Raw genomic sequence first — 26,756 nt, forward strand, 5'->3', positions numbered from 1 at the left:
AATAGGAGGATAAAGGATATGAAAAAGAAAATTATTGGATTTGCAGCAGCGGTCTTGCTGACTGTAGGGTTAGCAGCTTGTGGCAATAATAGCGATAGTAAAGGTGCTTCATCAAAAAGTGACGATACAACTTTAAAAGTAGGCGCATCACCAACACCTCATGCAGAAATCTTGGAACACGTCCAACCGCTATTGAAAGACGAAGGCATTAATTTAGAGATCGTGAAATTCGATGACTACATTTTACCAAATCAATCTTTAGCAGAAGGCGATATCGATGCCAATTATTTTCAACATATTCCTTATCTAAATAAAGAAATCAAAGAAAAAGGCTATGATTTTGTCAATGCGGGTGCTGTCCATATTGAACCAATGGGCTTGTACTCAAAGAAAATCAAAGACATTGCTGATTTAAAAGACGGCGCAACAGTGATTACTTCAAATTCAGAATCTGACTGGGGACGAATCATCACTATTTTACAAAATGCTGGCTTGGTTAAGGTAAAAGATGGCGTAGATCTAGAAACAGCTACGTTTGATGACATCGCTGCAAACCCTAAAAACTTAAAATTCAATCATTCGATTGATCCTTCTTTGTTAGCTTCTACTTATCAAAATGATGAAGGTGACTTAGTAGCAATCAATGCAAACTTTGCTTATGGTGCTGGTTTGAATCCATTGAAAGATTCTGTCTTATTAGAAGAAGACAACTCACCATATGTGAATATCATTGCCACACGTAAAGGTGATGAAAATAGCGAAAAAATCAAAAAATTACTTGAAGTCTTACACCGTGAAGACGTTCAAAAATGGATCGAAGACAAATGGGGCGGTTCAGTCAAACCTGTCGCAGCTGATGCTAAATAAGCACTTCAAAAAATAGAGTTGAACAAAATCAAATGTTCATCTAAAAAATAATCAAGTCGTCAAAAACATCAAAGTTAGTTGATTTTACTAGCTTTGATGTTTTTTTGTAGAGTGAATAGTGAATAAATTAGCTATGTAACCAATAGAGAACTCTCATTATTATGGCATTTTTCAAGAAGCATTTATTAAGAACAGGTAAGCGGTAATCAAGAGATGCGTACTGACATCATTCTGCAAGCCAACGTTTACCTATCGTTTTACATAAAAAAAATCAACATAACCAGTGATCTATGAATGCTAAAAACAGAAGTTTCTTTATAAATATTATTATCTAGTAATATTGATTTAATGATAACTCGTGAAAAAAGTTTTGATTTTAGTGGGTTATAACATTGCGCTCTATTCTCAATTAGTCTAAAATAAGTGAGAACGAAACAGAATCTGGAGGGAATTTGCATGTCTGTCTTAGAAATAAAAAATTTACACGTCTCAATTGAAGAGAAAGAAATTCTTAAAGGCGTAAACTTAACGATGAAAACAGGCGAGATCCATGCCATTATGGGACCAAATGGAACAGGGAAATCGACGCTGTCAGCCGCTATTATGGGGAATCCAAACTATGAAGTCACTGAAGGCGAGATCTTATTTGACGGAAAAAATATCTTAGATTTAGAGGTCGATGAACGGGCACGTCTAGGATTATTTTTAGCGATGCAATACCCAAGCGAAATTCCTGGGATCACGAATGCAGAATTTATGCGTGCAGCGATCAATGCCAAACGTGATGAAGACGATAAAATGTCTGTTTTGACTTTCTTGAAAAAATTAGATGAAAAAATGGCGCTGTTAAATATGCCAGAAGAAATGGCCGAACGTTACTTGAATGAAGGCTTTTCTGGTGGCGAAAAGAAACGAAATGAAATCTTACAATTATTGATGTTAGAACCAACTTTTGCCATTTTAGATGAAATTGATTCTGGATTAGATATCGATGCATTGAAAGTCGTAGCAAAAGGGGTCAATGAAATGCGTAGCGAAAACTTTGGCGCATTGATCATCACCCACTACCAACGATTATTGAATTATATCACTCCGGATGTCGTCCACATCATGATGGAAGGACGTGTCGTGATGACTGGGAATGCAGATCTAGCGAAACGACTTGAAGCAGAAGGGTATGCTGGTATCAGCAAAGAACTAGGAATCGACTATAAAGAAGAAGAAGCGTAAGGAGGAGCGGAAAATGAAAGAAACGAACTGGCTCGACCAACTTGACGCAGTTACCAATTTTTCTTTAAGCAAAGGGGAACCTGAATGGATGACCCAATTACGTCAAGCAGCGTTAGAAAAAGCCAATCAATTACCACTTCCTCAGATCGATCGTGTAAAATTCCATCGCTGGCCATTATTCGATATCCTTGAGTTCACAGACCACTTTAGTGAGACAGGAAATGTAGCTGGGTTTGACGTAATGAAAGATAACCCTGTGTTGGTGCAGGAAGGAACAAATACGATCTTTGAACAATTACCAGTGGAACTCATGGAAAAAGGCGTGATCTTTACAGATATCTTCACAGCGCTCCAAGAGCATCCAGATTTAATCAAACCATACTATATGGAAAAAGCAGTGAAAATGGATGAAGATCAATTGACCGCTTTACATGCTGCTTTCATGAACAGCGGAGTGTTTTTATATGTTCCTAAAAATGTCGTGATCAATGAGCCAATTGAGAGCTTATTCATCCAAGATGGCAAGTTAGCACAGCATTTCTTTAAACATGTCTTGATCGTCGCTGAGGAACATAGTGAGTTTTCTTACTTGGAACGATTCCAAACGACCAAAGAGAAAATCCAAAAAGCTTCTGGTAATATCATTGTCGAAGTGATCGCTAAAGCTGGAGCAAAAATCAAATATTCAGCTGTCGATCAATTAGGAGAAAATATCACTTCTTATATCAACCGCCGAGGTCATATTTTACGTGATGCTTCTGTAGATTGGGCAATCGGTGTGATGAATGATGGACATGTAATTGCTGATTTTGATTCTGATTTAGTTGGCGAAGGCGCCCATGCAGAAGTGAAAATCGTTGCCATTAGCTCAGGAAAACAAATCCAAGGAATTGATACGCGTGTCACGAACAAAGCGCCTCATACGATCGGACATATCTTACAACATGGTGTGATCCGAGAAAAAGGGACGTTGACTTTCAACGGGATCGGACATATCTTAAAAGGCGCAAAAGGAGCCGATGCCCAACAAGAAAGTCGAGTATTGATGCTTTCAGATAAAGCAAGAGGAGATGCCAATCCGATCTTACTCATTGATGAAAATGAAGTCACTGCAGGACATGCTGCCAGTGTTGGTCGGGTCGATCCTGAAGAAATGTATTATTTGATGAGCCGTGGTCTTCATAAAGAAGAAGCAGAACGATTGGTTATTCGAGGCTTCCTTGGCTCTGTGTTAACAGCAATTCCAGTAGAAGCAGTCCGAAAAGAGTTAGTGGAGGTTATTGAAGGGAAGTTGAATGTATGATTCTGAAAGAAACCATTCGCGAAGATTTTCCAATATTATTTCAAGAAGTCAATGATGAACCGCTCGTTTATTTAGACAATGCAGCCACTACGCAAAAGCCAACAGCAGTAATTGAAGCAATAAAAAAATACTACGAACAAGATAATGCCAATGTGCATCGCGGAGTCCACACCTTAGCCGAACGAGCAACATTTGCCTATGAAGGCGCTCGGGAAAAGGTCAGAAAGTTTATCCATGCAGCTGAAACTGCTGAAGTCCTATTTACTCGTGGCACCACCACGAGTTTGAACTGGGTCGCTCGCAGCTTTGGTGAACAGTTTCTGCAAGCAGGGGATGAAATCTTAATTTCTTACATGGAACACCATTCCAATGTCATTCCTTGGCAACAATTAGCCAAAAAGACAGGAGCAACATTAAAATATATTGACTTGACTACCGACGGATTTTTAGACATGGCACAAGCAAAACAATTGATCACTAACAAAACAAAAATCGTATCGATTGCTCATGTTTCAAATGTCTTAGGTGTGATCAATCCCGTCAAAGAACTAGGAAAACTTGTCCATGAGCAAGGTGGGGTACTAGTTGTAGATGGCGCACAATCCGCTCCTCATATGCCAATCAACGTCCAAGAACTAGACTGTGATTTCTTTGCGTTTAGCGGACACAAAATGTGTGGACCGACTGGGATCGGAGTCTTATATGGCAAACGGAAATGGTTAGAGCAAATGGAACCAGTCGAATTTGGTGGCGAAATGATCGACTTTGTCGACTTGTACGATAGTACTTGGAAAGAACTTCCATGGAAATTCGAAGCCGGCACACCTAATATCGCTGGAGCCATCGCACTAGGTCAAGCGATTGACTATCTCGAAAACGTTGGGTTGGACAATATCCATGATCATGAAAAAGAATTAATTGCCTATGTCTTACCTAAACTGCAACAAATCGATGGGTTGACCATTTATGGACCACAAGATCCCGCTACTCGTACAGGGGTCATCGCCTTTAATCTAGATGGCTTGCATCCTCATGATGTAGCCACTGCTTTAGATATGGAAGGTGTCGCTGTTCGTGCAGGTCATCATTGTGCCCAACCTTTATTGAACTATTTAGAAGTCTCAGCGACCGCACGAGCAAGCTTTTATTTTTATAATACGAAACAAGATGCAGATCGTTTAGTCGAAGCAATTCTTGCAACGAAGGAGTTTTTCCAACATGGCACTCTCTAAACTAGATAATCTCTATCGCCAGGTCATACTTGATCATTCTTCGCATCCTCATCATCGAGGTACATTGACTGAATCAACCAGTCGAATCGAATTGAATAATCCGACCTGTGGCGATGTCATCGAATTACAAGTCGAAGTCAAAGAAGGAATCATCAAGAATATCGCATTCAACGGTAACGGTTGTTCCATCAGTACAGCCAGTGCATCCATGATGACCGATGCTGTCATGGGAAAATCTGTTGAAGAAGCAAAACAATTGATCACTGATTTCTCGCAATTAGTCCAAGGAAAAGAAGTCAAAGCCATCGACCAATTAGGCGATGCAGCAATGCTCAGTGGCGTAGCCAAATTTCCCGCAAGAATCAAATGTGCCACATTAGGCTGGAAAGCCTTAGAAAAAGCAATGGAAGAAAACGGCACTGCAACCTTCCATCACGTGCATCAGGAAGAGGAGTGAGAACATGGGTGTACCAGAATTAGAAGAATATAAATTTGGTTTTCACGATGATGTGGAACCAGTTTTCAGTACAGGAGAAGGCTTAACTGAAGAAGTCGTTCGAGAAATGTCTCGAATCAAAGGTGAACCTGAATGGATGTTAGATTTTCGTTTGAAATCCTTAGAAACATTCAATAAAATGCCCATGCAAAAATGGGGACCAGACCTGTCAGACATCGACTTCAATGCCATAAAATATTACCAAAAACCAAGTGATAAACCTGCCCGAGATTGGGAAGATGTACCTGATAAAATCAAAGAAACCTTTGAAAAAATCGGGATTCCTGAAGCAGAACGTGCATACCTCGCAGGTGCTTCTGCTCAATATGAATCAGAAGTCGTTTACCACAACATGAAAGACGAATTTGAAAAATTAGGGATCGTCTTCACCGATACTGATTCTGCATTGAAAGAATATCCTGAGTTATTCAAAGAATACTTTTCCAAATTAGTACCACCCACTGACAACAAACTTGCTGCTTTAAATTCAGCTGTTTGGTCAGGAGGAACATTTATTTATGTACCTAAAGGAGTAAAAGTCGACGTTCCATTACAAACATACTTTAGGATCAATGCCGAAAATACCGGACAATTTGAACGAACATTAATCATCGTTGACGAAGGAGCCAGCATCCATTATGTCGAAGGCTGTACAGCACCAACGTATTCAAGTAACAGTCTTCATGCAGCGATCGTTGAAATCTTCACCCGAAAAGACGCCTATTGTCGCTATACCACGATCCAAAACTGGTCAGACAATGTCTATAACTTAGTGACCAAAAGAGCCAAAGCTTACGAAGGTGCCACAGTCGAATGGATCGACGGCAACCTAGGAGCTAAAACAACGATGAAATATCCAAGTGTTTACCTAGACGGCAAAGGTGCGCGTGGCACGATGCTTTCCATCGCATTTGCTGGCGCAAACCAAATCCAAGATACTGGGGCGAAAATGATCCATAACGCACCAAACACTTCAAGCTCCATCGTCTCCAAATCAATCTCAAAAGACGGTGGCGAAGTTAATTATCGAGGACAAGTAACCTTCGCTAAAAACAGCGCCGGTTCTATCTCTCATATTGAATGCGACACGATCATCATGGACGAATACTCAAAATCCGATACGATCCCATTCAACGAGATCCACAACAGCCAAGTCTCTTTGGAACACGAAGCCAAAGTCTCAAAAATCTCAGAAGAACAACTCTATTATCTTATGAGCCGAGGCCTAACCGAATCCGAAGCCACCGAAATGATCGTCATGGGCTTCGTCGAACCATTCACCAAAGAACTCCCAATGGAATACGCAGTCGAACTCAACCGTTTGATCAGTTATGAGATGGAAGGGTCTGTTGGATAATAACTATTTCATTGCTCGAAACGTTGATATTAAAGCGTTTCGAGCGTTTTTTTATTTGTATTTTTAAGGGCTCTTTGTCAATAAGGACTGATAAGTTGTGTAAAATCCAATTTGGGTCAGAGTGAAGCTCATTCTGTCTCATTTTTTGTTATTTTACTTTCTCTATATTTTATCTACTAATCTCGCCATCTTTTTGATAGAATCGTTCATAGAGCATATTATCCTCTCAGTTGGTTAGGTTTTGGTGATTTAATCATACTAGAGAACGATATGTTTTTTAATAGCAAAAATGAAAATGGGGCTGAAGAATCAATTTTGATTCTTCAGTCCCATAAATTATAGAGCCGTCAATTTTTTGGCCCAGTCTCTTTTGGTTTATTTGCTTATAAATTAATATTTAATAACATTTACAAGTTTTAATGGAGTTCTTTCATCCCAATCAAGGATGGCTTGGTTTTTAATAGTTAAATAATTTCCACCGATATTTTCAATGCTAGGTAAATAATATATGTATTCATTCATTTCACTTTTGGCTTTCATTGAAACTAAAAAGCCTCTTGGATCATTGTTTCTGCTCCAGCTCTCTACAGCTGGACGAGCAAGTTCAAAGTAATCTGCATATCCGCCAGTTTTCCATTTGCTTAATGCAACCTGAACAGTTCCATCAGAGAGATTGACCATATTTACAATTTTAGTTCCTTTTGTATCAGAGTAGACTACTTTTTTCAGTGGTGTGATTTCAGTTGAGCTGTTTCGTTGATAAAGGCTACCATCTTTATAAGAGTAAGAAGCACTTGTTGGCGTATAATAGGTTCTAAGCATTCCGTTATGGACAATCGCCAAGATAAATCCACTACGAGAAAGTCTGCTCCAAGAGTCTGATTGACCAGGTGTGATATTGAAGTAGTCGGTGTTACCTTTTCCTGTAGAATTTGCACTAACTGAAACCTGAATACTTGAAAAGTCCGTACAATCGTTTGTTACAGTGATGTCAGCATGTGCTGCTTTGGTCGGTATTAAAAAGATGGCTAAAGCGACCATTCCTATTAATAAACTGACCAGTGATGATTTTTTTTTCATGATATTCCTCCTGTTAATATAATATAGTCGTAAACGTTTTCGCTTACAATTTAAGTCTAAAGGATGCAGACTATTTTTCAATGATTCTAATTTACTATTTTATTCATTTTTTTTATTTTAGAGTCAAGTATAGTGGAATTTTTCTTTGGAATATCGATCAGTTCTTGAATAGTTGAGGAGCTGGCTGAAATCTAGCAAGAGGGTGGAAAAAGTACTGTAAGATGAGTGAATAAGCGGATAGTCTTTATAAACGTTTTTTATACTTTAGAAGACGGTATTTCTATTGTGTGAAGTTCAACTTCAAAAACACTGGTTATTTATTTTTGTACTTAATGAAAAAGCCTAGGGCATCTTTTCTCCCTAGGCTCATCATTAGTTATTATTTGATCGCTTTAATGGTTCTTCATGCTTAGTAGTCAATCACATTAACTACTTTTAATTTCTGTGTTTCATCCCAATCATAGATAGCATCTTTTCTGATTGTCAGAAAATTTTTGTAGCCTAGGTATTGTATGCTAGGCAAATAATATATGTATTCTTTTGAGAATCCGCCATTATATAGGATTGAAACTAAAAAGCCTCTTGGATCATCATTTCTGCTCCAAGTTTCACTATCAAGGTGGTTTAGCGTAAAGTAGTCTGTCGATCCGCCACTTTTCCATTTACTTAACGATACTGTTGTAAGACTTGTGGAAAGATTAATCATGTTAACGTTCATACTTCGCGTAACAAGCGAATTTGTTTCAACTTTTAACGGAGTGATTTCTGTTGTGCTACCTTGGGAATAAAGTTTTCCATCTTTAAAAGAGTAGGCGGCGTTAGTTGGAGTATAGTAGGTCCTAAGTTGTTCTAAATAAACAATGGCTAAAATATGGCCTCTAGGATCATTTCTGCGCCAAGATTCTGTTTGTCCAACTGTTACTTTGTAGTAGTCTGACGAGACATCTTTTCCATTATCTGCGTTAATGGAAGCTGTAAATGAATGTGACGGATCTGTACAATCGTTTGTTACAGTGACATCAGCATGTGTTTTGGTTAGTGGTAAGAAAAACACTAAAGCAATGAAACCAAACAATAGGCTGACTAATGGTAATTTTTTTTTCATGGTATTCCTCCCTTTAATATAATTTATGTAAACGATCTTCGCTTACAATTTAAGTTTAAAGGAACAAGGTGAGGTTTCAATGTGTTCAATCAATCAATTTATTTCATTTTTTTAGTATAAAACCAAATGTAGTGAAATTATGGGTGGGATGCTAATAGCTACGGTTATTCTAGCTTCTTTCAATAGAATAAGGTTCGTCAAACTGCCGTTTAAAACAAAGCGTTCATTTAGCATTCGTTAGTAAAAAATCCTTTTAGGAAGCGATTCATGACATCGAATATGATGAATTTTCTTCAATTTTAGACGATCCATGGATAATGACATTTATTATTTATCAGGTAAAAAGAAGATCAGAACTGATGGCCAAAACATACCAAACTGATAATTGATGACGTAACTTTTCAATCATTTCACTCTTTTTTGATGCTTTCCTACAAAAATTCCTGTATGCTTGCTTTTAGTTAGAGAATAAAATAATGACCGAGCTATATTGAATGCTCATATCCAGGAGGAGAAATAAAAATGAAAAAAATTTATTTTTTATGTACGGGAAATTCTTGTCGTAGCCAAATGGCGGAAGGATATGCACGTCAATTATTATCTGCCTCGGATGTGGAAATTAAAAGCGCAGGTATTGAAACTCATGGACTGAATCCACGAGCGGTTCAGGTTATGGCTGAGGATGGAATTGATATTTCAAACCAAACGTCTGATTTGATCGATCAGGATTATTTTACACAAGCAGACTTGATTATTACGCTTTGTGGAGATGCAAAAGATAAATGTCCAACGGTTCCTGTAGGTGTTCAGCACATTCATTGGGATTTAACAGCCCCCGCACAAGCAGTTGGAACCGAAGCAGAAATAGCATCAGCTTTTAGAAAAACAAGAGATAGAATTAAAGCAATGGTAATTGAACTCAAGAACCAGTGAGAGTCAGTATTTTTTGGGAATTGAGTGATCATTTGAGCTTCATTTTTCTGTATAGTGCTAAATTTTAACAATCAAGAATTGAAGTCAGCAAGCCTTAAAATGGTCTTGCTGGCTTTTTTTTGCTTGCGATATTTTTTTGTCGCCTTCTCAATTATTTGGCGAGTTATGAATCAAGCAATTATTTCTGGTTATGAGAATGATTGGCGTTTAAAAATCAAAATTTATTTACAATAACAATGTTATGGGGAGTAAGATAAGAAAGAAAAGAGTGTATTTCGCGCAATTAACTAATGGACTGAAAGCTCTTCTTGTCAGCTAAATTCCAGCGCCAATAACAAATGAATAGAAGTTTATTGTGTGTGATTTTGGTTAGTAAAGAATAACAAGATCAGCGAAAAGAAAGCAGAAGAAGGAGGAGATTGCAGGGACAGGACTGCAATGAAAGAGAAATGATTACAGTGAAAGCTTTACCTGCTTATGATGGCGATTGTTTGATTGTTCAGTATGGAGAAGAAGATCAACGGACGAATCTGTTTGTCGATGGAGGTCAAGGACAACAAGTTGTTAGGCAGTTGAAAGAGGAAATTGCAACAATTAGCCAGAAAGGCGAGTGCATTGACTTACTGATTTTGACACATATTGATGCCGATCATATTCGGGGATTTTTGAGTTTGTTTTCTCAGTCGAGTTTTGACAAGTCATGTATTAAACGAGTGTTTTTTAATTCTAGAAAGCTGTTATCGCAAAAGTTTGATACAAAGGTTGTTTATGATGATCAACTGGAGATCGTTCAAGAAAAGTCAGAGATTAGTTTTAAACAAGGGGAGTCTTTCGATCGGTATTTGGAGAATTTGAAGATTGAAAAGATGACAGTTATTGACAATTCTTGTCAGCCCAAATTACTCAATGGGGCAAAAATGACGATTTTGACACCTGATGAAGCAAGTCTAAGGAAATTATATACAGATTGGGAAAAGGCAATTCAAAAAGAAACCAGGGATCAACTGATCAGCGGTCGAAATGTCAATCATCAGGGAAGCGTAGAAGAACTGATCAAAAAAGCTTTCCAAGAAGATCGCGCTGTCGCAAATGGGAGCAGTATTAGTTTTATATTGGAGTATGAAGGCAAACGACTGTTGATGCTAGCAGATGCTCATCCAAGTACTGTCACTGCGAAGTTAAAAGAACTGTATGGGGAAAAAGAGCTGCATTTTGACTTGGTAAAAGTGGCTCATCATGGGAGTAAAGCGAATACTAGTGACGATTTATTAAAACAGATTGAATGTGAAAATTATTTGATTAGTTCAAATAAGGGGAATCGTCATGGTTTTCCGCACAAAGAAGCCTTATCAAGGATTGTTTACCACAACTACACAAAAAAACGACCAACGAATTTTTATTTTAATTATTCTGATGCGAGTGAGGGGTTATTTACAAATGAAGAAATAAAAAAATACGGGATTCAATTGATCAAGAAAAAAATGAATGAGAGGGTACTAACGATTGACATATGAATGATTTTGAAGAGTTATCAGTGAATATTAGAGGAACCAATACTTATGGTTCAGGTTTATTGTATCAGCAGGATTGTGAAACGGGTTATGTGATCACCGCCAAACATTGTGTGGTTGGGGAAACAATTAAAGACTTCAAACTATTCGATTATACCCAATCTGAACTAGAAATCTTAGAACCACCAAGATGCTCAGATAGTCTAGATTTAGCGATTATCAAAGTGAAGGTAAAAAAAGGTTATCCTGAACTGCTTATAATGGAACCAGAAAATAAGCAAGAAATCGTATTTTATGGTTATCCAGAGTGTATGAAAGAAGACGGTGGAACTCCTTATCGAGGAAAGGCAACTCAAATCAGTAAGCCAGATATTTTTAAATTGGTACTGGACAATGAAATAGGATCTTCTAACAACACGGAGTATGAGAACATACGAGGTTGCTCAGGATCAGGAGTGTACGTCGAAAGAGAAGGGAAGTGTTATTTGACTGGGATTATTACGAAACTTCAGTCAGCGGGGCAACAAGGAATTGTTGAAGGGATTCATATCGCACATATTGTTGCTTTCTTTTTAGAAGAGTTTGATATCATGCTGGTACCTCGTTGCTTGAATGATTTTAGTGAATATTTGGCATCTATCATAAATGAATTACGAGAAGTAGGTGGACAAGAAAATAAGCTGATTTTTCTGATTGAAAAATGTTATCGTGAATGTTTTTCCGACATAACGCCTAAATTGATCCATAATCGGTTAAGTGATTACCTGTTTCTTCCTTCTCAGAAAAATGAGGATTATACCAATAAATTCTTGTGGATCGCTTGGCTGGAGATCTTGCTTTACAAGTTATTACAAACAAATATTGCTTTTGAGATCGATGATTGTTTCAAATTACTCACTCAGGAAAAGGAAAGAGCTGGTATCCATGTATTATTTACAAATCATCTAACACTTGACCGTTTCATTGGGAGTTTATTTAGAAGTACACTTTATGACAAGCTCGATAAACAAGATGTTTTGTTTGTAACTAATCAAAGGAGAAAATTTCGGGGTGGGAGTATTGCCAAGCGAGAACAAATTGAGGGAATCGTCGTGAACATCGATCATCCAGAAGTTTCTGATCGGTTAACGATTGATAATCCCAATGAAAAAAAATTATTTCCTATTGTTCATGTCGATTATATCGAAAATGAAATTGATCAGATTTTACACGACACAAAAGGGTTAACAGCCGTTGAGTTTTCTCAGAGGTTTCCAGAGGAATTGACTCGTTTGTTTGAAGAAATTGCAAACTAATGGAGGTAGATAACAATGGTAGAGATATTAAAAGAAATCACTACGTATGAAATAATAGAAAAAACGACGGGATTGACCTGTTACACGTACCAACAAGCAAACGAAAAGTATCGACTCCATTTTTTTTGTTATGTATTTGATAATCAAGATGAGTTATTAGCCAACTATGAAGAAATCAACGATCAGATTGCCTACAGTTTTCAAAGTCAATTAAAAAGGAAGATTGAACGATGGAATATTTATTTTTTTCTTTTTGTCAAAGCCAAAGTAGCGAAGCCAATCAAAGCCAGTATTGAACAAGACAAGTATGCAACCAGAAAGGTGATCGTGGATAATTTTCGAGAATTTGCTACTAATGATGCGCAAAAAGAAGCACAAAAAGAAGCACAAAAAAATAAAATTCAAGAAAGATTATTATTGAATCTGGAACAGACAAAACCATTAAAGAAACTGGCTAAGGATGAGCGGCAAAATGATGAGAAAATCATCCATTTGTTAGCAGAATTAAAAACGATGGCTAAAAAAGAGAAAAAAGCACGAATACAAGAGTATATAAAACATGAGCTGTCAAATCTTAACGTAAAGGAAGGAACCGATGAGTCTTAAATTGAAAGGGATAAAAATTGATTCGTTTCGAGCATTTGAAAGGCAAAAATATTTTGATTGTGTGAATCCTGTTTTTAATGAAATATCAAATTTGATTGTTTTGTATGCGCCAAATGGAACCGGAAAAACCTCTTTTTTTGATGCCATCGAATGGAGCTTGACTGGCGAAATCAGTCGACTGAATGAAAATAAAAATGTCCGTGATATCGCATCCCAAGAGCGAAAGTATATTTTAAAGAACAAATATTCCTCAGCCGAAGTGGGCAGTGTGGAACTAGCATTTGATGATGGCAGTTTTTATGCATTAACGACGAAAAGGTTAAATGGAAAGCAAACAACGGATTACGTTGAAGGGAATGAGACCAAAAAAACGGTTGATTTAACAGCGAAAGAATTAAAGATTTTACGACAAAAAAATTTATTGACACACAATCAAATCGATGCTTTTTTGCGATCACAGAGTGCCGAAGGAAGATATGATGCTTTAAGTAATTTTTGGGACAAAGAAAATGTATCTGAGGATTATAAAAATCTAGTCTTATTCGTCAACGAAATGAATAAAGTATTAGGACAACAAGAAACTAAAATGAATCAGCTAACAAAAGAGATTGAAAAACTCGAAAGTAATGCAAAAATATGGCAAACAATCAACCAGCTGAAAGAAAATTATGCCAAGTTAAACGGAAAGAATAGTAAAAAAGATCCATTGTTAAAGAATCAATTAGGTTTACAAGAATTGTATATCGAATCGAACAAATTAAAAAGCAATAATCAAATAAAATTGAACCAGTTTGAAGAGGAGCGACAACAGCTAGAAAATTTAATCACAATGACCCAAGAGTATCGACAAATACCGCAGCAGATCGAATGGTCTGAAAAGCAGGTTGCTGATGTCAACGAAAAGTTAGCCCATTTGACAGAAATTGAGACAATCGAAGAAAAAAAGAAAGCACTGTTTGACGAAAAAATAGACTTGAGCAACCATCTCAAGCGTTGTAACTTTCTTATCAATCATGAAGCAGATTTTCAGGCACTAGAAATGGCTGAACAAAACAGTAATAGAGAAATCAATGAATGGATCAATCAACGAAAAAAATGTGAACAAGCATTGATTACTTTACAAAAGGAGCATCAAGAGCAAGAAGTAACATTAAGTGAGTGTCAAAATAAACGAGCGTTGCGGACGAATCAATTAACAGAAATCAAAGAATTAAACAGTTATTCCGATGTTAAAGCGAAAAGACAATTACTTGATCATGAAATCAAACAACAGAAAAAGAAAAAAATAGATTTGGAAGCCAAGTTAGGTAAGATAAAGCTAACGTTGACAAAATTGTTTTCATTACTAAACTTAGACGATCATCAGTTAAGCCAAAAAGACTATTCAAAAGATCCTGATTATTCATTTTTGTTGGAACAGATAAGCCAACTTGATGACATTTGGCAAGAAAGAAAAAAATTGGAAGTTGATTTAGCACAAAAGAAGAAGGAACGTTCCTCTTTGATTTTCCAATCCCTTCAATCAAGGCACCGACAACCACAATCCAAGTAGCAAAAAAATGGAAAAATGTAGCGGCATCCGAGATCCCAGAGACTATTGACTATGTGATTCGCAGGAGTTCGGTCGTTGATCCTACGAGTTGGCAAAGTTCAGCGGTGCTTTCTTTAAGAAAACAAGATAATTATCAAGCAACGATCAAGGAACTGCCAGTGGGCAACGAAAAAGCGGTCTTACCAAAATACAATAATCAAGGAGAAGACTTTACTTATCAAGTAGCGGAAGTGAATGTACCTGATGAATTTGAGAGTACCGTAACCAATAATGGCAATTATTTTGTGATCACGAATACGAAAAAAACGACCGAACCAAGCACAACGGAACCAAGCACAACGGAACCAAGCACAACGGAACCAAGCACAACGGAACCAAGCACAACGGAACCAAGCACAACAGAACCAAGCACAACGGAGCCAAGCACAACGGAACCAAGCACAACAGAACCAAGCACAACGGAGCCAAGCACAACGGAACCAAGCACAACGGAACCAAGCACAACAGAACCAAGCACAACGGAGCCAAGCACAACAGAACCAAGCACAACGGAGCCAAGCACAACGGAGCCAAGCACAACGGAACCAAGCACAACAGAATCAAGTATGACCGAATCAAGCACCATCGACTTAAGAAACTCTGAACCAAGTACAACTAAAAAAGAGACGATGCTCCAGATTGCTTCTGAATCTTCGACTGATTCTGAAGCGGAACAGTTACCAAAAACAAATGAACATTCTTCATCCATTCTGGTCTTTCTGAGAACGATGATCGTCGGATCGGTGGGTTATTATTTGTTTCGTAAAATAAGATAGCCAATCAGCTGGTGTAGCTCAGAATGTCTGAAACTAGATGTTCTGAGTTTTTTTGTGCTATAGTTTAGTCAAAGTCATGTTGTGAAACGAAGGGGGAAACAGGATGAAAAAAGCATTGTTGGTCGTTAATCCAAGTTCTGGAGGAGAACAAGCACAAGAATATGAAAAACTGGCCCATCAAAAGTTAACCACGATGTTTGATGAAGTCGTTGTTCTTCATACGAAAAAAGCTGGAGATGCCAAGAATTTTACTCGAGAAGCAGCAGTGGATAGGTATCACAGCGTGTTTGTCATGGGTGGAGATGGTACTGTTAATGAAGGAATCAATGGGATCGCTGAACAAGCACATCGTCCAAATTTTGGTTTTATTCCGTTAGGGACAGTCAACGACTTAGCCCGTGCTTTAGGCATACCGTTAGAACCCGAAGAAGCTATCGCTCATCTTTCAATGGATGCGTTGCAACCATTAGATATTGGGAAAATCAATGACCAATATTTTATGAACGTCGTGGCGATTGGAACCATTTCTGAGTCAATCAATGATGTAGATCCAGAAAAGAAAACAAAATATGGTAAGTTTGCTTACTTTATCTCAGGAATCAAGCAATTGGCTGGAACCCAATCTTATAAATTCCAGTTAGTCATTGATGGGCAGGAAAAACAAATTGAAAGTAGTACATTGCTGGTAGGATTAACTAATTCAATTGGTGGTTTTGAAACATTGATACCTAATGCTAAAGTAAACGATGGCAAATTGCACTTGGTTTATTTAAAAGATACTTCATTGTTAGATACGTTAAAAACATTGCCTGATTTGTTAAAAGGTGTGGATTCTTCTACCGATCATCTGGCTTATCAAACCTGTGAAACGATCCAGATTGCTTTGAATGAAGACCAAGAATTGGCAACAAATGTGGATGGCGATGAAGGTGTCAATCTGCCTGTCACACTAAAAGTTCTTCCTTCTCATCTGATGATTTATTGTTGAGAAACCAGGGAGGATCATCTTTCTAAGCTGTTGATCTGAGTCATAGCCTTTGTTTTGAACAGTAGGTCCCATTGTTATCTGATGTCGATTCTAAGCGGATCTGAGAATCTGGTGAGGAAGAGGTTGTGAGTAAAGTTGGAATAATGAACTGAAAAACAGCCAGGATGAGGTTGAGGCAAGTTTTGGCTCAGTCTCGTTCTGGCTGTTTTTGGTTAGTTCTATTTAGCTGATTTAGTTAGAAGGACGAAAAAGCATTTCTCCTGAAAAAATGAAGGAGTCTCTTAATCTAATGCTTCGATAAAGCGTTGAGCAATTTCTTGAGGGCGTGTGATCGCACCACCTACAACGATGCCAGCTACGCCTAGATCTTTGACTTGTTTGGCTTGTTGTGGCGTGTGGATCCGACCTTCTGCAATAACGCATATATCAGCTTGGATCAGTTCTTGGATGAGTGGGAGATCAGGACCAGCTTGTTTCACACTTTCTTCTGTATAGCCGCTTAAAGTTGTCCCCACAAAATCCACTCCTGCTTCGTAAGCATTCTTTCCTTCTTCAAAAGTGGCGATATCAGCCATCAATAATTGCTGTGGATATTTTTCTTTGACTTTAGCAATGAATTCATTGATGGTCAGACCATCGTGGCGTTTGCGTAAAGTACAATCTAAAGCGATAACTTCAACCCCTGTGGCTACTAGTTCATCAACTTCACGCATGGTTGCTGTGATAAATGGCGCTTCAGGAGGATAATCACGTTTAATGATACCGATGATCGGCAGGGCCACTTTTTCTTTGATCGCCATAATATCCCGTACTGAGTTCGCACGGATACCAACAGCTCCTGCTTTTTCAGCAGCTAAAGCAAAATAAGGCATCAAACTACCTTCTTCTGTATAAAAAGGTTCTCCAGGTAAGGCTTGGCAGGAAACGATCAGCCCACCAGCAATTTTTTCTAAGAATAATTGTTTGTCCATTCTGTTTTTCTCCTTTATAGTTTTTTCTCAGTTTCACAAAAACGTTTCGCAAAGAGCTAAGGCTATGCGAATGATAGCAAAAAAGTGATTACTTAGATAATGGATATCTAAGATAAATTGCTTGATCAGACAAATAAGCGGTTTAGAAAAACGCTTTATTTTTTGATTACAAAATAAGTGTAGCGATTTCGTAATTATTGAGCAAGTGATAGTTCTCAAAAACAGCGTAGATCAGTTGAGTGAATGAATTGACATAAAAAAACAAAAGTTCTTGCTTTTTTCTTGATTTTTATATATGATTTTAACAATTTAGGGTAAAAATGAAAGAAAAGGGGTAACAAAAATGACGAAGTATCAACGGAAGGTTTTATTAGCAACATCATCAGGGATTGCATTAGAGAATATGGATATCATGTTCCTAGCTTTTTCTTTATCTTCAATGATTGCAACTTTTCATATTAGTGGAACGCAAGCGGGAATGATTGCGACGATCACTAATCTGGGGATGCTCGTTGGAGGTATTTTTTTTGGTCTGATGGCGGATAAATATGGTCGAGTAAAGGTGTTCTCTCAAACGGTTATCTTATTTTCAATTGCTTCATTATTGATGTATTTTTCTTCAACGATTTATTTAGTCTACTTGTTTCGGTTTATTGCCGGAATCGGGGCTGGGGGCGAGTATGGCGCTTGTATGTCTTTGATCTCTGAAACTTTTTCAAAAAAACAAATTGGACGAGCTTCGTCCATTGCTGGTATTGGAGCCCAAGTAGGCGCGGCTCTAGCTGCTATTTTGGCGGCAATCGTCATTCCATGGCTCGGGTGGCGCATGTTATATGTGATTGGTGTATTACCTGTATTATTAGTTTTAGTCATCCGACATGGTTTAAAAGAACCGGAGGCATTTCAAGCTGCGAAAGCAACTAAAAAGGCGACAAAGTTACGTAATCTATTTGAAACGAAACAACTTACTTGGCAGACGATTGGTTTGAGTATCATGGTGACTGTCCAAATTGCTGGTTATTTTGGTTTGATGAATTGGTTACCTTCGATCATGCAAGCACAACTAGGATTATCCGTTTCAGGTTCGTCTTTATGGATGGTGAGTACGATTGTGGGGATGTCATTAGGTATGTTGACTTTTGGGATCATCATGGATAAATTAGGTCCCAGAACAGCCTTTACTTTATTCTTGATTTGTTCAGCGCTCTCGGTCTTCTTACTCGTTTTAGCTCGTAGTCAATGGAGTTTAGTAGCAGCAGCGGTGGTTGTTGGTTACTTTATCAATGGCATGTATGGCGGCTATGGTGCAATCATCAGTAGCCTGTATCCTACTGAGATCCGTGCAACAGCCAATAACTTTATTATGAATTTAGGTAGAGCTGTAGGTGGATTTTCTTCGATCATTATTGGCTTTTTGATGGATCATTATCAATTATCTGCTGTGATTATTTTTCTAAGTAGTATTTATCTTGTCAGTCTAGTGGTCTTGTGGACACTTACTGGTGTAAAAGAATTAAAATTCAGCTTACAAGAATAACATCCATTGGTGTAAGTTATCAGTGGATAAGTAACATTCGTTATCATTTTGCTTTATAAAAAGATCGTTAAATAAATACGTATATTTTATTTTATCTAGGTAAATATACTTATTTTCTATTAAAAACATGGTATGATTATTAGTAATCGAATAAAGAAATAGGTGAATGTTCATGGATAGTATGGTGAAAGTCAATCAATTTAGAGACGAAAGAAATTGGCGACAATTTCATAACGAAAAAGATCTTGCAATTTCTATTTCCTTAGAAGCTTCTGAATTACTGGAGCTTTTTCAATGGAAGCAACCAGAAGAAGTGAAGGAAACTTCATTAGAGCGGATCAAAGAAGAACTGGCAGATGTCTTGATCTATTCTTACATGATGGCTGACAATTTACAGTTGGATCTTGATGAAATTATTGAAGAAAAATTAGCAAAAAATAAATTGAAATATCCAGTAGAAGCAAGTCGAGGACAACGAAAGAAATATACAGAACTTTAAGTGTGAAACTACAGGTTGCGTTTATTTTAGCTAAATAAGGGAGGCAAGTGAATGAAGGAAAAACCAAGCAAAGGTCGAGTAAAAAGATGGATCGCCAATTTTTTCTTATTTTTACTATTATTGGTTGGATTAGCGTTAATTTTTAATGAACAGATCAAAGATTATCTTGTTAAAAATACCGGAGATAAATACGCAATTGCCAATGTGACAAAAGATGAAATCAAGAAAAACAACGAAAAAGAGGCAAGTTTTGATTTTGATGCAGTGGAGTCAATGAGTACGGAAAGTGTGTTGCGTGCCCAATTGAATCGAACGGACTTACCAGTTATTGGTAGTATTGCTGTTCCTTCTGTGGCAATCAATATCCCGATTTTTAGAGGTTTAGATAATGCGAACTTGCTTTATGGTGCGGGGACACTAGATCCTAATCAGCAAATGGGAAAAGGAAATTATGCTTTAGCGAGTCATCGTTCGAGCAATCCACAACTATTATTCACGCCACTAGAAAATTTATCATTAGGAGATAAAATCTATTTGGTAGATTTGGAAAATGTCTATACGTATAAAGCAACCTTTAAAGAAAAAGTGGCACCGACGGAGACCCAGCTGTTAAATATCCAAGAAGGAAAATCGCTCGTTACGTTGATTACGTGCGGAGATATGAATGCGGTGACTCGATTAGTCGTTCAAGGCGAGTTAGAGAAGGTTACACCAATGAAAAAAGCGACGAAAGAAATGAAGGCAGCATTCAATATGGAAACACGAACATTTTAGACGAAAATAGTTAATGAAAAACCGACGATTGCTAGTTCGCTCGAATAGCTAATAGTTTTCGTCGGTTTTTTAATTTCTCATTTTTACAATTACTAAAAAAAAAGTTGAAAAGGCTTGCAAAAATAAAAGAAGGGTGCTATGCTTGGTTCAGATAATCGATGGATTGTTACTGTTCGGCAGGCAAAACCAGAATTCAACCTAAAGTACAGGGGGATTCTAGGTTTTTTTATTTTTTTATGAGAGGGCGAGGGAAAATGGTTATTGAAAAAGTCTTAAATAATAACGTCGTCATTTCAAAAAACGAACGAGGTGAAGAGATTATCTGTATGGGCAAAGGCCTCGCGTTTCAAAAAAGACCTGGTGATAGGATTGATAAAACAGCAGTTCAAAAAGAATTTGTTTTAAAAGATTCCTTAGCAACCAATCAATTTCAACAGCTGATGGCGGATGTCCCATTAGAAGAAGTAGAATTAGTCAAACAGATCGTTGATGTGGCGGAAGAACGATTAGGCGTTTCGTTGTCGTCAAATATTTATTTGACATTGACCGATCATATTCATTATGCGATTTGTCGAGCGAACGAAAATATCCAGTTACCAAATCCGCTTCTTTTTGAAACAAAGAAATTTTGTCCGAAAGAATACTTGGTGGCCAAAGAAGTATTGCAATTGATCCAGAGAAAAGTTGGAGTCAGTCTACCGATTGACGAGGCAGGATTTATCGCTTTTCATTTAGTGAATAGCCAACAAGGAAATGGGGATATGCAAGTCACGATGACTGCAACGACGATCGTTAGAGATATTCTCAGCATTATTAGTAAGTTCTTTGGTGTGACATTTGACGAGGAATCGTTGAATTACCAACGAATCATCACCCATTTACAATTTTTTACACAACGCTATTTAAAAGGCGAAAGTTCGGATGAGCAGGATGAATTTCTCTATGCGCTCGTTCAAGGGAAATATCCAAAAGCCTTCCGTTGTTCGGAACGGATCAATGACTATCTCTTAAAAACACAACAGGAACCAATGGGAGTCGCAGAACAAATCTATTTAACGATTCACATCCAACGTGTAGTGAGTGAAAAACAAAGTACCCAATCTTAAGGATTGTTACTGGTAAAGCAGGTAAAACCTAGATTGAAAAATAGGGCACGAATTTTCGTGACCGTTTTTTCAATCTAGGTTTTTTATTTGATTAAATCAACTAGAAAGAAGGAAAATAAGATGGATAATCAAGCAGTTGGTAAAAGAGTATGGGAGGCAGTCGGAGGTGAAAAGAATGTCAATAGTTTAGTACATTGTGCGACACGTTTACGTTTCAAATTAAAAGATGAATCGGTCGCAGATACACAAAAGTTAAAACAGGATCCAGATGTGATTCAAGTAGTACAAAGTGGTGGTCAGTACCAAGTAGTTATCGGTAGTAATGTGGCTGACGTTTACCAAGCAATCGTTGATGAGCAAGGTCTGACAGATCAATCAGGAACAGAGGATCAGTCAAAAAATCCTTTGAATCGCTTGATTGATATTATTTCTAGTATTTTCACGCCATTTTTAGGCGCAATGGCAGCTGCAGGGATCTTAAAAGGATTTTTATCTTTGGCAACGGTGTTAGGTTGGCTGGCTACGGATACTGGGGCTTACCAAGTTCTATTTGCAGCCGCAGATGGTGTCTTTACCTTTTTACCAGTGATGTTAGCTTTTACTGCAGCCAAAAAATTCAAAACGAACCAATTTTTATCTGTGGCAATTGCTATGGCGTTAGTTTATCCAGCAATCACGCAACTAGCTGGAGCTGGAGGGGCAGTGGATTTCTTTGGATTACCAATCGTGTTAGCTCAATCAGGTTACACATCTTCAGTGATTCCGATCATTTTGGCTGTTTGGGTCCAAAGCAAATTTGAACCGCTGGTGAAAAAAGTGATTCCACAATTTTTACAAATGATTTTTGTACCAATGATCGTTTTATTGGTGATGGTGCCATTAACTTTCTTACTGTTAGGTCCAATCGGGACAGTTATCGGTAATGGGTTAGGTAGTCTATTTAATTCGATTTACAGCTTTAGTCCATTAGTTGCGGGCTTGATTATGGGAAGTTTATGGCAAGTGTTCGTAATGTTTGGGATGCACTGGGGATTTGTACCGATCATGTTCTTGAATATTGAACAATATGGGTTTGACGTCATGGTTCCAATGCTTTTACCAGCCGTTTTAGCTCAAGGTGGTGCAGCCTTAGCAGTGGCGATTCGGACCAAAGATACTAAGCTTCGTTCATTAGGTATTTCATCTACAATTACCTCACTTTTTGGCATTACGGAACCAACTGTTTATGGGGTAACTTTACCGTTAAAGAAACCGTTTGTCGTTGCTTGTCTGTCAGCCGGTATCGGAGGCGCAATGATTGGTTTTGCTGGTGTGAAAGCTTTCTCTAGCGGGTTAGTAAGCTTGTTAACGATCCCAACGTTTATTAGTACGAACCAAGCAGTTGAATCCAATGTGACCATGGCAATCCTTGCGACAGCTCTTTCATTTGTCTTAGCATTCGTAGGTACGCTGATCGTTGGATTTGATGAAACCGTCCAAGATGAAAAACTAGAAACAAATCAACAAACAACAGCAGGTGACACGATTAGTTCTGCTCGACATAATCTAAAAAGTCCTTTAAGCGGGAAAGTCCTGCCATTATCTGATGTTCCGGATAAAGTTTTCTCTTCTGGAGCGATGGGAAAAGGGCTTGCGATTGATCCGGAAAAAGGTGAATTGATTGCGCCAGCAGATGGGGAGATCACGACCATTTTCCCAACAGGTCATGCGGTTGGTTTAACAACGAAAGATGGAATTGAAATCTTGATGCATATCGGTATGGATACCGTTGAGCTTGAAGGACAAGGGTTTGAGACTTTTGTAAAACAAGGGGATCAAGTAAAAGCTGGTGATTTATTGGTTCGATTTAATATTGAAGCGATTAAAGCCGCTGGATACAGTGTGATCACGCCAATCGTTATTACAAATACGGAACATTTTGCTGATGTGTTGGAATTAAATCAAGAAGAACTGATTGCTAGTGAAGATTTTCTAGCAATTGTCAAATAAGGAGGAAATAGCAGATGACTACAAAGTTTTCAAAAGATTTTTTATGGGGTGGCGCTACAGCTGCCAATCAATTAGAAGGTGCTTACGATCAAGATGGGAAAGGGCTCTCAGTTGCTGATGCGATGCCTGGGGGGAAACAACGATTTGCAGTTATTGGCAGTGAAGACTTTGATTGGACGATCCAACCAGATAAATATACCTATCCTAACCATCAAGGGATCGATCATTATTATCGGTTTAAAGAAGACATTGCGCTTTTTGCTGAAATGGGCTTTAAATGTTATCGTTTCTCCATTGCTTGGACTCGGATTTTCCCTCAAGGAGACGAAGTAACACCGAATGAGAAAGGCTTAACGTTTTATGAAGAAGTGATTGATGAATGTTTGAAATATGGGATTGAACCTGTGATCACGATTTCCCATTACGAGATGCCATTAAATCTAGCAAAAAAATATGGCGGGTGGAAAAACCGAGAACTGATTGATTTTTACGAACGCTTTGCTAAAGTGGTGCTTGAACGATTCAGCGATAAAGTCAAATATTGGATGACGTTCAATGAGATCAATTCAGCTTTTCATTTTCCAGCTTTGAGTCAAGGATTAGTAAAAAGTAATGGTGCGGCTGATTATCAAAATATCTTCCAAGCATGGCATAACCAATTTGTAGCAAGTAGTAAAGCAGTAAAAATCGCTCATGAATTACGAGAGGATAGCCAAGTGGGTTGTATGATTATCTATGCAACGACGTATAGCATAGATGCTAATCCAATCAATCAAGTAGCTACATTGATCCAGAACCAAGAATTTAATTTCTTCTGTGCAGATGTTCAAGTACGGGGCAAATACCCGGCATACACAAACCGCACGTATGAAAAATATGGCGTAGATAGTGCCAAATTAGAACAAACGACTGAAGATTTTGAGTTGTTGCAAGCATATCCAGTCGACTATATCGGTTTCAGCTATTATATGTCTACTGCAGTCAACGAAACGGACCCAGATGCAGCGGCCTCAGCCGGTAATCTTTTAGGTGGAGTTAAAAATCCGTTCTTAGAAGCCAGTGAATGGGGATGGCAGATTGATCCAGAAGGTTTACGGATTGCATTAAACGAGTTGTACAACCGTTACGAAAAACCATTGTTTATTGTTGAAAATGGGTTAGGCGCAATTGATAAGGTAGAAGAAGACGGGCGCATCAATGACGATTACCGTATTGATTATTTACGTCGTCATATCGAAGCGATGGGAGAAGCGGTAGCTGATGGTGTGGAACTCATGGGATATACGCCATGGGGATGTATTGATCTGGTAAGTGCTTCGACTGGTGAGATGAGTAAACGTTATGGATTTATCTATGTTGATTTGGATGATGAAGGGAACGGAACCAAAAATCGTTCAAAGAAAAAATCTTTTGAGTGGTATCAAAAAGTCATCGCCACCAATGGAGAAGAACTGTAAGTTTGTATTCATGATAGAACCGTTGTTTACTAAGAAATTAAGAATAGTTCATTTCTGATAAAGAAAATAAGGTCATTTTTGACAAATCACTGTCGAAAATGGTCTTTTTTCTATTTGATCGAGCGATTCATTTTACTCTCGTTGTTCTAAAGAAAAAAATCACGAGATGTGGGAAAGTCTCACTTGTGTGCCCTGTCATAGAATGATAAAAAAATATCGGTTATTTTAAAATAATCATAGGGATTAGGAATGGAAGATGATATAATCTAAAATGAAAATGTGAAATAAATCACTATTGTTTTTGAAAAAATATGGGAAGTGTGGGTTTGAACATCTATGTATACACCAGAAGAAATTATGGATATCAGTATCCATCTTGGAACGAAAAAGATCCAAAAGCCAATTCTTGCGAAATTAATTCTAGGTTTTATCGGAGGAGCAATGATCTCGTTAGGTTATTTAGCCTACATCAGAGTTTCAGCTTCGATTCCAGAATCACTAGCGAGTTTAACTAGTTTAGTAGGGGCGGCTGTGTTTCCTATCGGACTATTGGTGATCCTGCTTGGTGGCGGGGAATTAATTACTGGAAATATGATGGCGGTTGCAATTGCTTTTATGGATAAAAAAGTAACTTTTTCACAATTAGTTAAAAATTGGACAATTATCACGTTAGCTAATATCGTGGGTGCCATTTTTGTTGCATATTTCTTTGGACACTTTGTCGGCTTGACTCATTCAGGCGTTTATTTGGACCAAGTCATCCATATTGCTGATCATAAGATCGAAGCTTCTTGGTGGCAAGCGCTTGGTTCGGGAATCGGTTGTAACTGGTTTGTCGGCTTAGCATTATGGCTATCCTATGGAGCAAAAGATGCAGCTGGAAAAGTATTGACTATTTGGTTCCCCGTAATGATTTTTGTTGCCATCGGCTTTCAGCATAGTGTGGCTAACTGCTTTGTGATCCCAGCCGCAATTTTTGAAGGACAAGCAACTTGGACAGAATTTCTCTTGAATTTTATTCCAGTTTATATCGGTAATATTGTCGGCGGTGCAATATTCGTATCAGGATTTTACTATGCAAGCTATAAGCATCATTGAAAATAAGCATGTTGATCGATAAGTTAGAAGACTAATAAGAACATCGAAGTTTGCGTTTTGCTTACTTTGGTGTTTTTTGTAACTGATAAAATAATTTCTTCCTACTTATAATTTTATAGATAAAAAAGAAGAACGATTGTCTCAATCCACCAACATAGCTAATCCATGGCGTTTATATTCTTTTTTTATTTTTTATGTGCTATGATTCTAGTAATAAAATCGAAAGGTGAAGTTATGAAAAGGACACGTGTACTATACCTAGAAGTTGCAGACAAGATCAAAGAAGATATCTTTTCAGGAAAGTATCCTGTCGGCACCATGTTGCCTACAGAAAATGAATTAGAAGAAATGTTTCAAGTAAGTAAGATCACGGTTCGTAAGGCCATTGAATTATTAGCAACAGATGAATATGTCGAAAAGAAAAGCGGACGAGGGACGACGGTAGTAAGTAATCGTCCATACAATCGTTTGTCAAAAGCGGCAAGTTTTACACAGATTCTAGAAAACTCACAACATACAGTTCACAAAGAAACGTTGGAATTAAAGAAAATCACTTTAAAAAAAGATCACCCATTATTTGCCTCTTTTGGTTCAACGGCTGTCTGTTTTAAGCGATTATACTACTTAAACGACCGTCCTTATATTTACTTTACGCATTATCTGCCAAGTGATTTGTTAGAAATCAAACGCAAAATATTTGATGAAGAGTCTTTATATCGATTATTGACCCAAAAAGGTTATGCCATCGACTCCTTTGCCGATGATTTTTCTGCTGTGTTTCTAACAAAGGATGAACGGGAAATTTTAAAAACTACCTCAGAGATCGCGATTAAAAGAACGCGACAATCAAAGACTCACTTGGGGAAAACAATCGAATATTCAGAAGCAATTTACGAGACCAATCTGCATCCTTATCATATCGACTATGAAACATAAGGTTGTTTAAAAGGTGGTC

At 37.8% G+C, this 26,756-nt stretch carries 23 protein-coding genes and 1 pseudogene; 21 read left to right on the forward strand and 3 right to left on the reverse strand.

Features of this window, described 5'->3' with window-relative positions:
• The first annotated feature begins 18 nt into the window (after positions 1 to 18).
• From IGL30_RS02455 to sufB, 6 genes are all read left to right on the forward strand, one after another.
• Complete coding sequence (locus IGL30_RS02455; protein ID WP_088745005.1) at positions 19 to 867, forward strand: MetQ/NlpA family ABC transporter substrate-binding protein; 849 nt, start codon at positions 19 to 21, stop codon at positions 865 to 867.
• Positions 868 to 1,323: 456 nt separating this feature from the next.
• Positions 1,324 to 2,097, forward strand: a complete 774-nt coding sequence (sufC, locus tag IGL30_RS02460) for a Fe-S cluster assembly ATPase SufC (RefSeq protein ID WP_010738387.1) — start codon at positions 1,324 to 1,326, stop codon at positions 2,095 to 2,097.
• Positions 2,098 to 2,110: 13 nt separating this feature from the next.
• Positions 2,111 to 3,400 (forward strand): Fe-S cluster assembly protein SufD, encoded by a 1,290-nt coding sequence (gene sufD / locus IGL30_RS02465; RefSeq protein WP_088745004.1) that lies wholly within the window; start codon positions 2,111 to 2,113, stop codon positions 3,398 to 3,400.
• Positions 3,397 to 4,632: a cysteine desulfurase gene (locus IGL30_RS02470; RefSeq protein WP_088745003.1), complete on the forward strand. Its 1,236-nt coding sequence runs from the start codon at positions 3,397 to 3,399 to the stop codon at positions 4,630 to 4,632. The genes sufD and IGL30_RS02470 overlap by 4 nt, the downstream gene beginning before the upstream one ends.
• Positions 4,619 to 5,089 (forward strand): Fe-S cluster assembly sulfur transfer protein SufU, encoded by a 471-nt coding sequence (sufU, locus tag IGL30_RS02475; protein WP_010719975.1) that lies wholly within the window; start codon positions 4,619 to 4,621, stop codon positions 5,087 to 5,089. The genes IGL30_RS02470 and sufU overlap by 14 nt, the downstream gene beginning before the upstream one ends.
• 4 nt (positions 5,090 to 5,093) lie before the next feature.
• Entirely contained in the window at positions 5,094 to 6,485 is a 1,392-nt protein-coding gene (gene sufB / locus IGL30_RS02480) for a Fe-S cluster assembly protein SufB (RefSeq protein ID WP_010738383.1), read from the forward strand.
• 390 nt (positions 6,486 to 6,875) lie between these two features.
• On the opposite strand, the gene IGL30_RS02485 is transcribed toward sufB, so the two are convergent.
• Both IGL30_RS02485 and IGL30_RS02490 read right to left on the reverse strand, forming a co-directional pair.
• A complete protein-coding gene (locus IGL30_RS02485; RefSeq protein ID WP_240187697.1) occupies positions 6,876 to 7,565 on the reverse strand; it encodes a hypothetical protein in 690 nt (229 codons plus the stop codon).
• 409 nt (positions 7,566 to 7,974) lie between these two features.
• Positions 7,975 to 8,670: a hypothetical protein gene (locus IGL30_RS02490; protein WP_088745001.1), complete on the reverse strand. Its 696-nt coding sequence runs from the start codon at positions 8,668 to 8,670 to the stop codon at positions 7,975 to 7,977.
• Positions 8,671 to 9,192: 522 nt separating this feature from the next.
• Between IGL30_RS02490 and arsC the strand changes: the two genes are divergently transcribed.
• The 7 genes and pseudogenes from arsC to IGL30_RS02525 all read left to right on the forward strand — a co-directional run bounded on the left by arsC (position 9,193) and on the right by IGL30_RS02525 (position 16,370).
• Positions 9,193 to 9,603, forward strand: a complete 411-nt coding sequence (arsC, locus tag IGL30_RS02495; protein WP_088745000.1) for an arsenate reductase (thioredoxin) — start codon at positions 9,193 to 9,195, stop codon at positions 9,601 to 9,603.
• A gap of 449 nt (positions 9,604 to 10,052) precedes the next feature.
• Positions 10,053 to 11,117 carry a ComEC/Rec2 family competence protein gene (locus IGL30_RS02500; protein WP_123875048.1) on the forward strand — a complete coding sequence of 355 codons (1,065 nt, stop codon included), beginning with the start codon at positions 10,053 to 10,055 and terminating at the stop codon, positions 11,115 to 11,117.
• Positions 11,114 to 12,409 (forward strand): ABC-three component system protein, encoded by a 1,296-nt coding sequence (locus IGL30_RS02505; RefSeq protein ID WP_249509661.1) that lies wholly within the window; start codon positions 11,114 to 11,116, stop codon positions 12,407 to 12,409. The genes IGL30_RS02500 and IGL30_RS02505 overlap by 4 nt, the downstream gene beginning before the upstream one ends.
• 15 nt (positions 12,410 to 12,424) lie before the next feature.
• Positions 12,425 to 13,015 (forward strand): ABC-three component system middle component 1, encoded by a 591-nt coding sequence (locus IGL30_RS02510; RefSeq protein ID WP_123875047.1) that lies wholly within the window; start codon positions 12,425 to 12,427, stop codon positions 13,013 to 13,015.
• The gene (locus tag IGL30_RS02515) at positions 13,005 to 14,567 is read left to right on the forward strand and encodes an AAA family ATPase (RefSeq protein WP_123875046.1); all 1,563 of its coding nucleotides are present in this window, start codon (positions 13,005 to 13,007) and stop codon (positions 14,565 to 14,567) included. The genes IGL30_RS02510 and IGL30_RS02515 overlap by 11 nt, the downstream gene beginning before the upstream one ends.
• Positions 14,513 to 15,382, forward strand: a pseudogene (locus IGL30_RS02520) (Cna B-type domain-containing protein); the annotation flags it as partial. The gene IGL30_RS02515 and the pseudogene IGL30_RS02520, both read left to right, overlap by 55 nt.
• A 103-nt stretch (positions 15,383 to 15,485) precedes the next feature.
• Positions 15,486 to 16,370, forward strand: a complete 885-nt coding sequence (locus IGL30_RS02525) for a diacylglycerol/lipid kinase family protein (RefSeq protein ID WP_123875045.1) — start codon at positions 15,486 to 15,488, stop codon at positions 16,368 to 16,370.
• 281 nt (positions 16,371 to 16,651) lie between these two features.
• Here IGL30_RS02525 and IGL30_RS02530 read toward each other — a convergent pair whose 3' ends face one another.
• Complete coding sequence (locus IGL30_RS02530; RefSeq protein ID WP_081127794.1) at positions 16,652 to 17,341, reverse strand: N-acetylmannosamine-6-phosphate 2-epimerase; 690 nt, start codon at positions 17,339 to 17,341, stop codon at positions 16,652 to 16,654.
• 343 nt (positions 17,342 to 17,684) lie between these two features.
• On the opposite strand from IGL30_RS02530, the gene IGL30_RS02535 reads away from it, so the two are divergent.
• The 8 genes from IGL30_RS02535 to IGL30_RS02570 all read left to right on the forward strand — a co-directional run bounded on the left by IGL30_RS02535 (position 17,685) and on the right by IGL30_RS02570 (position 26,737).
• The gene (locus IGL30_RS02535; protein WP_010719941.1) at positions 17,685 to 18,878 is read left to right on the forward strand and encodes an MFS transporter; all 1,194 of its coding nucleotides are present in this window, start codon (positions 17,685 to 17,687) and stop codon (positions 18,876 to 18,878) included.
• A 172-nt stretch (positions 18,879 to 19,050) separates the two neighbouring features.
• Positions 19,051 to 19,377 carry a nucleotide pyrophosphohydrolase gene (locus tag IGL30_RS02540; protein ID WP_088744993.1) on the forward strand — a complete coding sequence of 109 codons (327 nt, stop codon included), beginning with the start codon at positions 19,051 to 19,053 and terminating at the stop codon, positions 19,375 to 19,377.
• A gap of 51 nt (positions 19,378 to 19,428) precedes the next feature.
• Positions 19,429 to 20,151 carry a class A sortase gene (locus IGL30_RS02545; protein WP_088744992.1) on the forward strand — a complete coding sequence of 241 codons (723 nt, stop codon included), beginning with the start codon at positions 19,429 to 19,431 and terminating at the stop codon, positions 20,149 to 20,151.
• 254 nt (positions 20,152 to 20,405) lie between these two features.
• Complete coding sequence (gene licT, locus IGL30_RS02550; protein WP_088745034.1) at positions 20,406 to 21,257, forward strand: BglG family transcription antiterminator LicT; 852 nt, start codon at positions 20,406 to 20,408, stop codon at positions 21,255 to 21,257.
• A 120-nt stretch (positions 21,258 to 21,377) separates the two neighbouring features.
• A complete protein-coding gene (locus IGL30_RS02555; RefSeq protein WP_088744991.1) occupies positions 21,378 to 23,246 on the forward strand; it encodes a beta-glucoside-specific PTS transporter subunit IIABC in 1,869 nt (622 codons plus the stop codon).
• A 14-nt stretch (positions 23,247 to 23,260) separates the two neighbouring features.
• A complete protein-coding gene (locus tag IGL30_RS02560; RefSeq protein ID WP_034699721.1) occupies positions 23,261 to 24,703 on the forward strand; it encodes a glycoside hydrolase family 1 protein in 1,443 nt (480 codons plus the stop codon).
• A gap of 336 nt (positions 24,704 to 25,039) precedes the next feature.
• Positions 25,040 to 25,801 carry a formate/nitrite transporter family protein gene (locus tag IGL30_RS02565; protein ID WP_010719935.1) on the forward strand — a complete coding sequence of 254 codons (762 nt, stop codon included), beginning with the start codon at positions 25,040 to 25,042 and terminating at the stop codon, positions 25,799 to 25,801.
• 234 nt (positions 25,802 to 26,035) lie between these two features.
• On the forward strand, positions 26,036 to 26,737 hold the full coding sequence (locus IGL30_RS02570; RefSeq protein WP_088744989.1) for a GntR family transcriptional regulator: 702 nt from the start codon (positions 26,036 to 26,038) through the stop codon (positions 26,735 to 26,737).
• Positions 26,738 to 26,756 lie beyond the last annotated feature (19 nt).

The organism is Enterococcus sp. DIV1089c (genome assembly GCF_050530965.1).
GTDB lineage: Bacteria > Bacillota > Bacilli > Lactobacillales > Enterococcaceae > Enterococcus_B > Enterococcus_B hirae.

What these genes read in the sequence shown, in the direction of transcription:
- IGL30_RS02505 (WP_249509661.1), top strand. Translation starts at nt 11,114, where the DNA reads ATGAATGATTTTGAAGAGTTATCAGTGAATATTAGAGGAACCAATACT.
- IGL30_RS02490 (WP_088745001.1), bottom strand. Translation starts at nt 8,670, where the DNA reads ATGAAAAAAAAATTACCATTAGTCAGCCTATTGTTTGGTTTCATTGCT.
- IGL30_RS02565 (WP_010719935.1), top strand. Translation starts at nt 25,040, where the DNA reads ATGTATACACCAGAAGAAATTATGGATATCAGTATCCATCTTGGAACG.
- IGL30_RS02470 (WP_088745003.1), top strand. Translation starts at nt 3,397, where the DNA reads ATGATTCTGAAAGAAACCATTCGCGAAGATTTTCCAATATTATTTCAA.
- IGL30_RS02515 (WP_123875046.1), top strand. Translation starts at nt 13,005, where the DNA reads ATGAGTCTTAAATTGAAAGGGATAAAAATTGATTCGTTTCGAGCATTT.
- arsC (WP_088745000.1), top strand. Translation starts at nt 9,193, where the DNA reads ATGAAAAAAATTTATTTTTTATGTACGGGAAATTCTTGTCGTAGCCAA.
- sufB (WP_010738383.1), top strand. Translation starts at nt 5,094, where the DNA reads ATGGGTGTACCAGAATTAGAAGAATATAAATTTGGTTTTCACGATGAT.
- IGL30_RS02570 (WP_088744989.1), top strand. Translation starts at nt 26,036, where the DNA reads ATGAAAAGGACACGTGTACTATACCTAGAAGTTGCAGACAAGATCAAA.
- IGL30_RS02560 (WP_034699721.1), top strand. Translation starts at nt 23,261, where the DNA reads ATGACTACAAAGTTTTCAAAAGATTTTTTATGGGGTGGCGCTACAGCT.
- IGL30_RS02530 (WP_081127794.1), bottom strand. Translation starts at nt 17,341, where the DNA reads ATGGACAAACAATTATTCTTAGAAAAAATTGCTGGTGGGCTGATCGTT.
- IGL30_RS02525 (WP_123875045.1), top strand. Translation starts at nt 15,486, where the DNA reads ATGAAAAAAGCATTGTTGGTCGTTAATCCAAGTTCTGGAGGAGAACAA.
- IGL30_RS02545 (WP_088744992.1), top strand. Translation starts at nt 19,429, where the DNA reads ATGAAGGAAAAACCAAGCAAAGGTCGAGTAAAAAGATGGATCGCCAAT.
- sufU (WP_010719975.1), top strand. Translation starts at nt 4,619, where the DNA reads ATGGCACTCTCTAAACTAGATAATCTCTATCGCCAGGTCATACTTGAT.
- IGL30_RS02510 (WP_123875047.1), top strand. Translation starts at nt 12,425, where the DNA reads ATGGTAGAGATATTAAAAGAAATCACTACGTATGAAATAATAGAAAAA.
- IGL30_RS02500 (WP_123875048.1), top strand. Translation starts at nt 10,053, where the DNA reads ATGATTACAGTGAAAGCTTTACCTGCTTATGATGGCGATTGTTTGATT.
- IGL30_RS02555 (WP_088744991.1), top strand. Translation starts at nt 21,378, where the DNA reads ATGGATAATCAAGCAGTTGGTAAAAGAGTATGGGAGGCAGTCGGAGGT.
- licT (WP_088745034.1), top strand. Translation starts at nt 20,406, where the DNA reads ATGGTTATTGAAAAAGTCTTAAATAATAACGTCGTCATTTCAAAAAAC.
- IGL30_RS02485 (WP_240187697.1), bottom strand. Translation starts at nt 7,565, where the DNA reads ATGAAAAAAAAATCATCACTGGTCAGTTTATTAATAGGAATGGTCGCT.
- IGL30_RS02455 (WP_088745005.1), top strand. Translation starts at nt 19, where the DNA reads ATGAAAAAGAAAATTATTGGATTTGCAGCAGCGGTCTTGCTGACTGTA.
- IGL30_RS02535 (WP_010719941.1), top strand. Translation starts at nt 17,685, where the DNA reads ATGACGAAGTATCAACGGAAGGTTTTATTAGCAACATCATCAGGGATT.
- sufD (WP_088745004.1), top strand. Translation starts at nt 2,111, where the DNA reads ATGAAAGAAACGAACTGGCTCGACCAACTTGACGCAGTTACCAATTTT.
- sufC (WP_010738387.1), top strand. Translation starts at nt 1,324, where the DNA reads ATGTCTGTCTTAGAAATAAAAAATTTACACGTCTCAATTGAAGAGAAA.
- IGL30_RS02540 (WP_088744993.1), top strand. Translation starts at nt 19,051, where the DNA reads ATGGATAGTATGGTGAAAGTCAATCAATTTAGAGACGAAAGAAATTGG.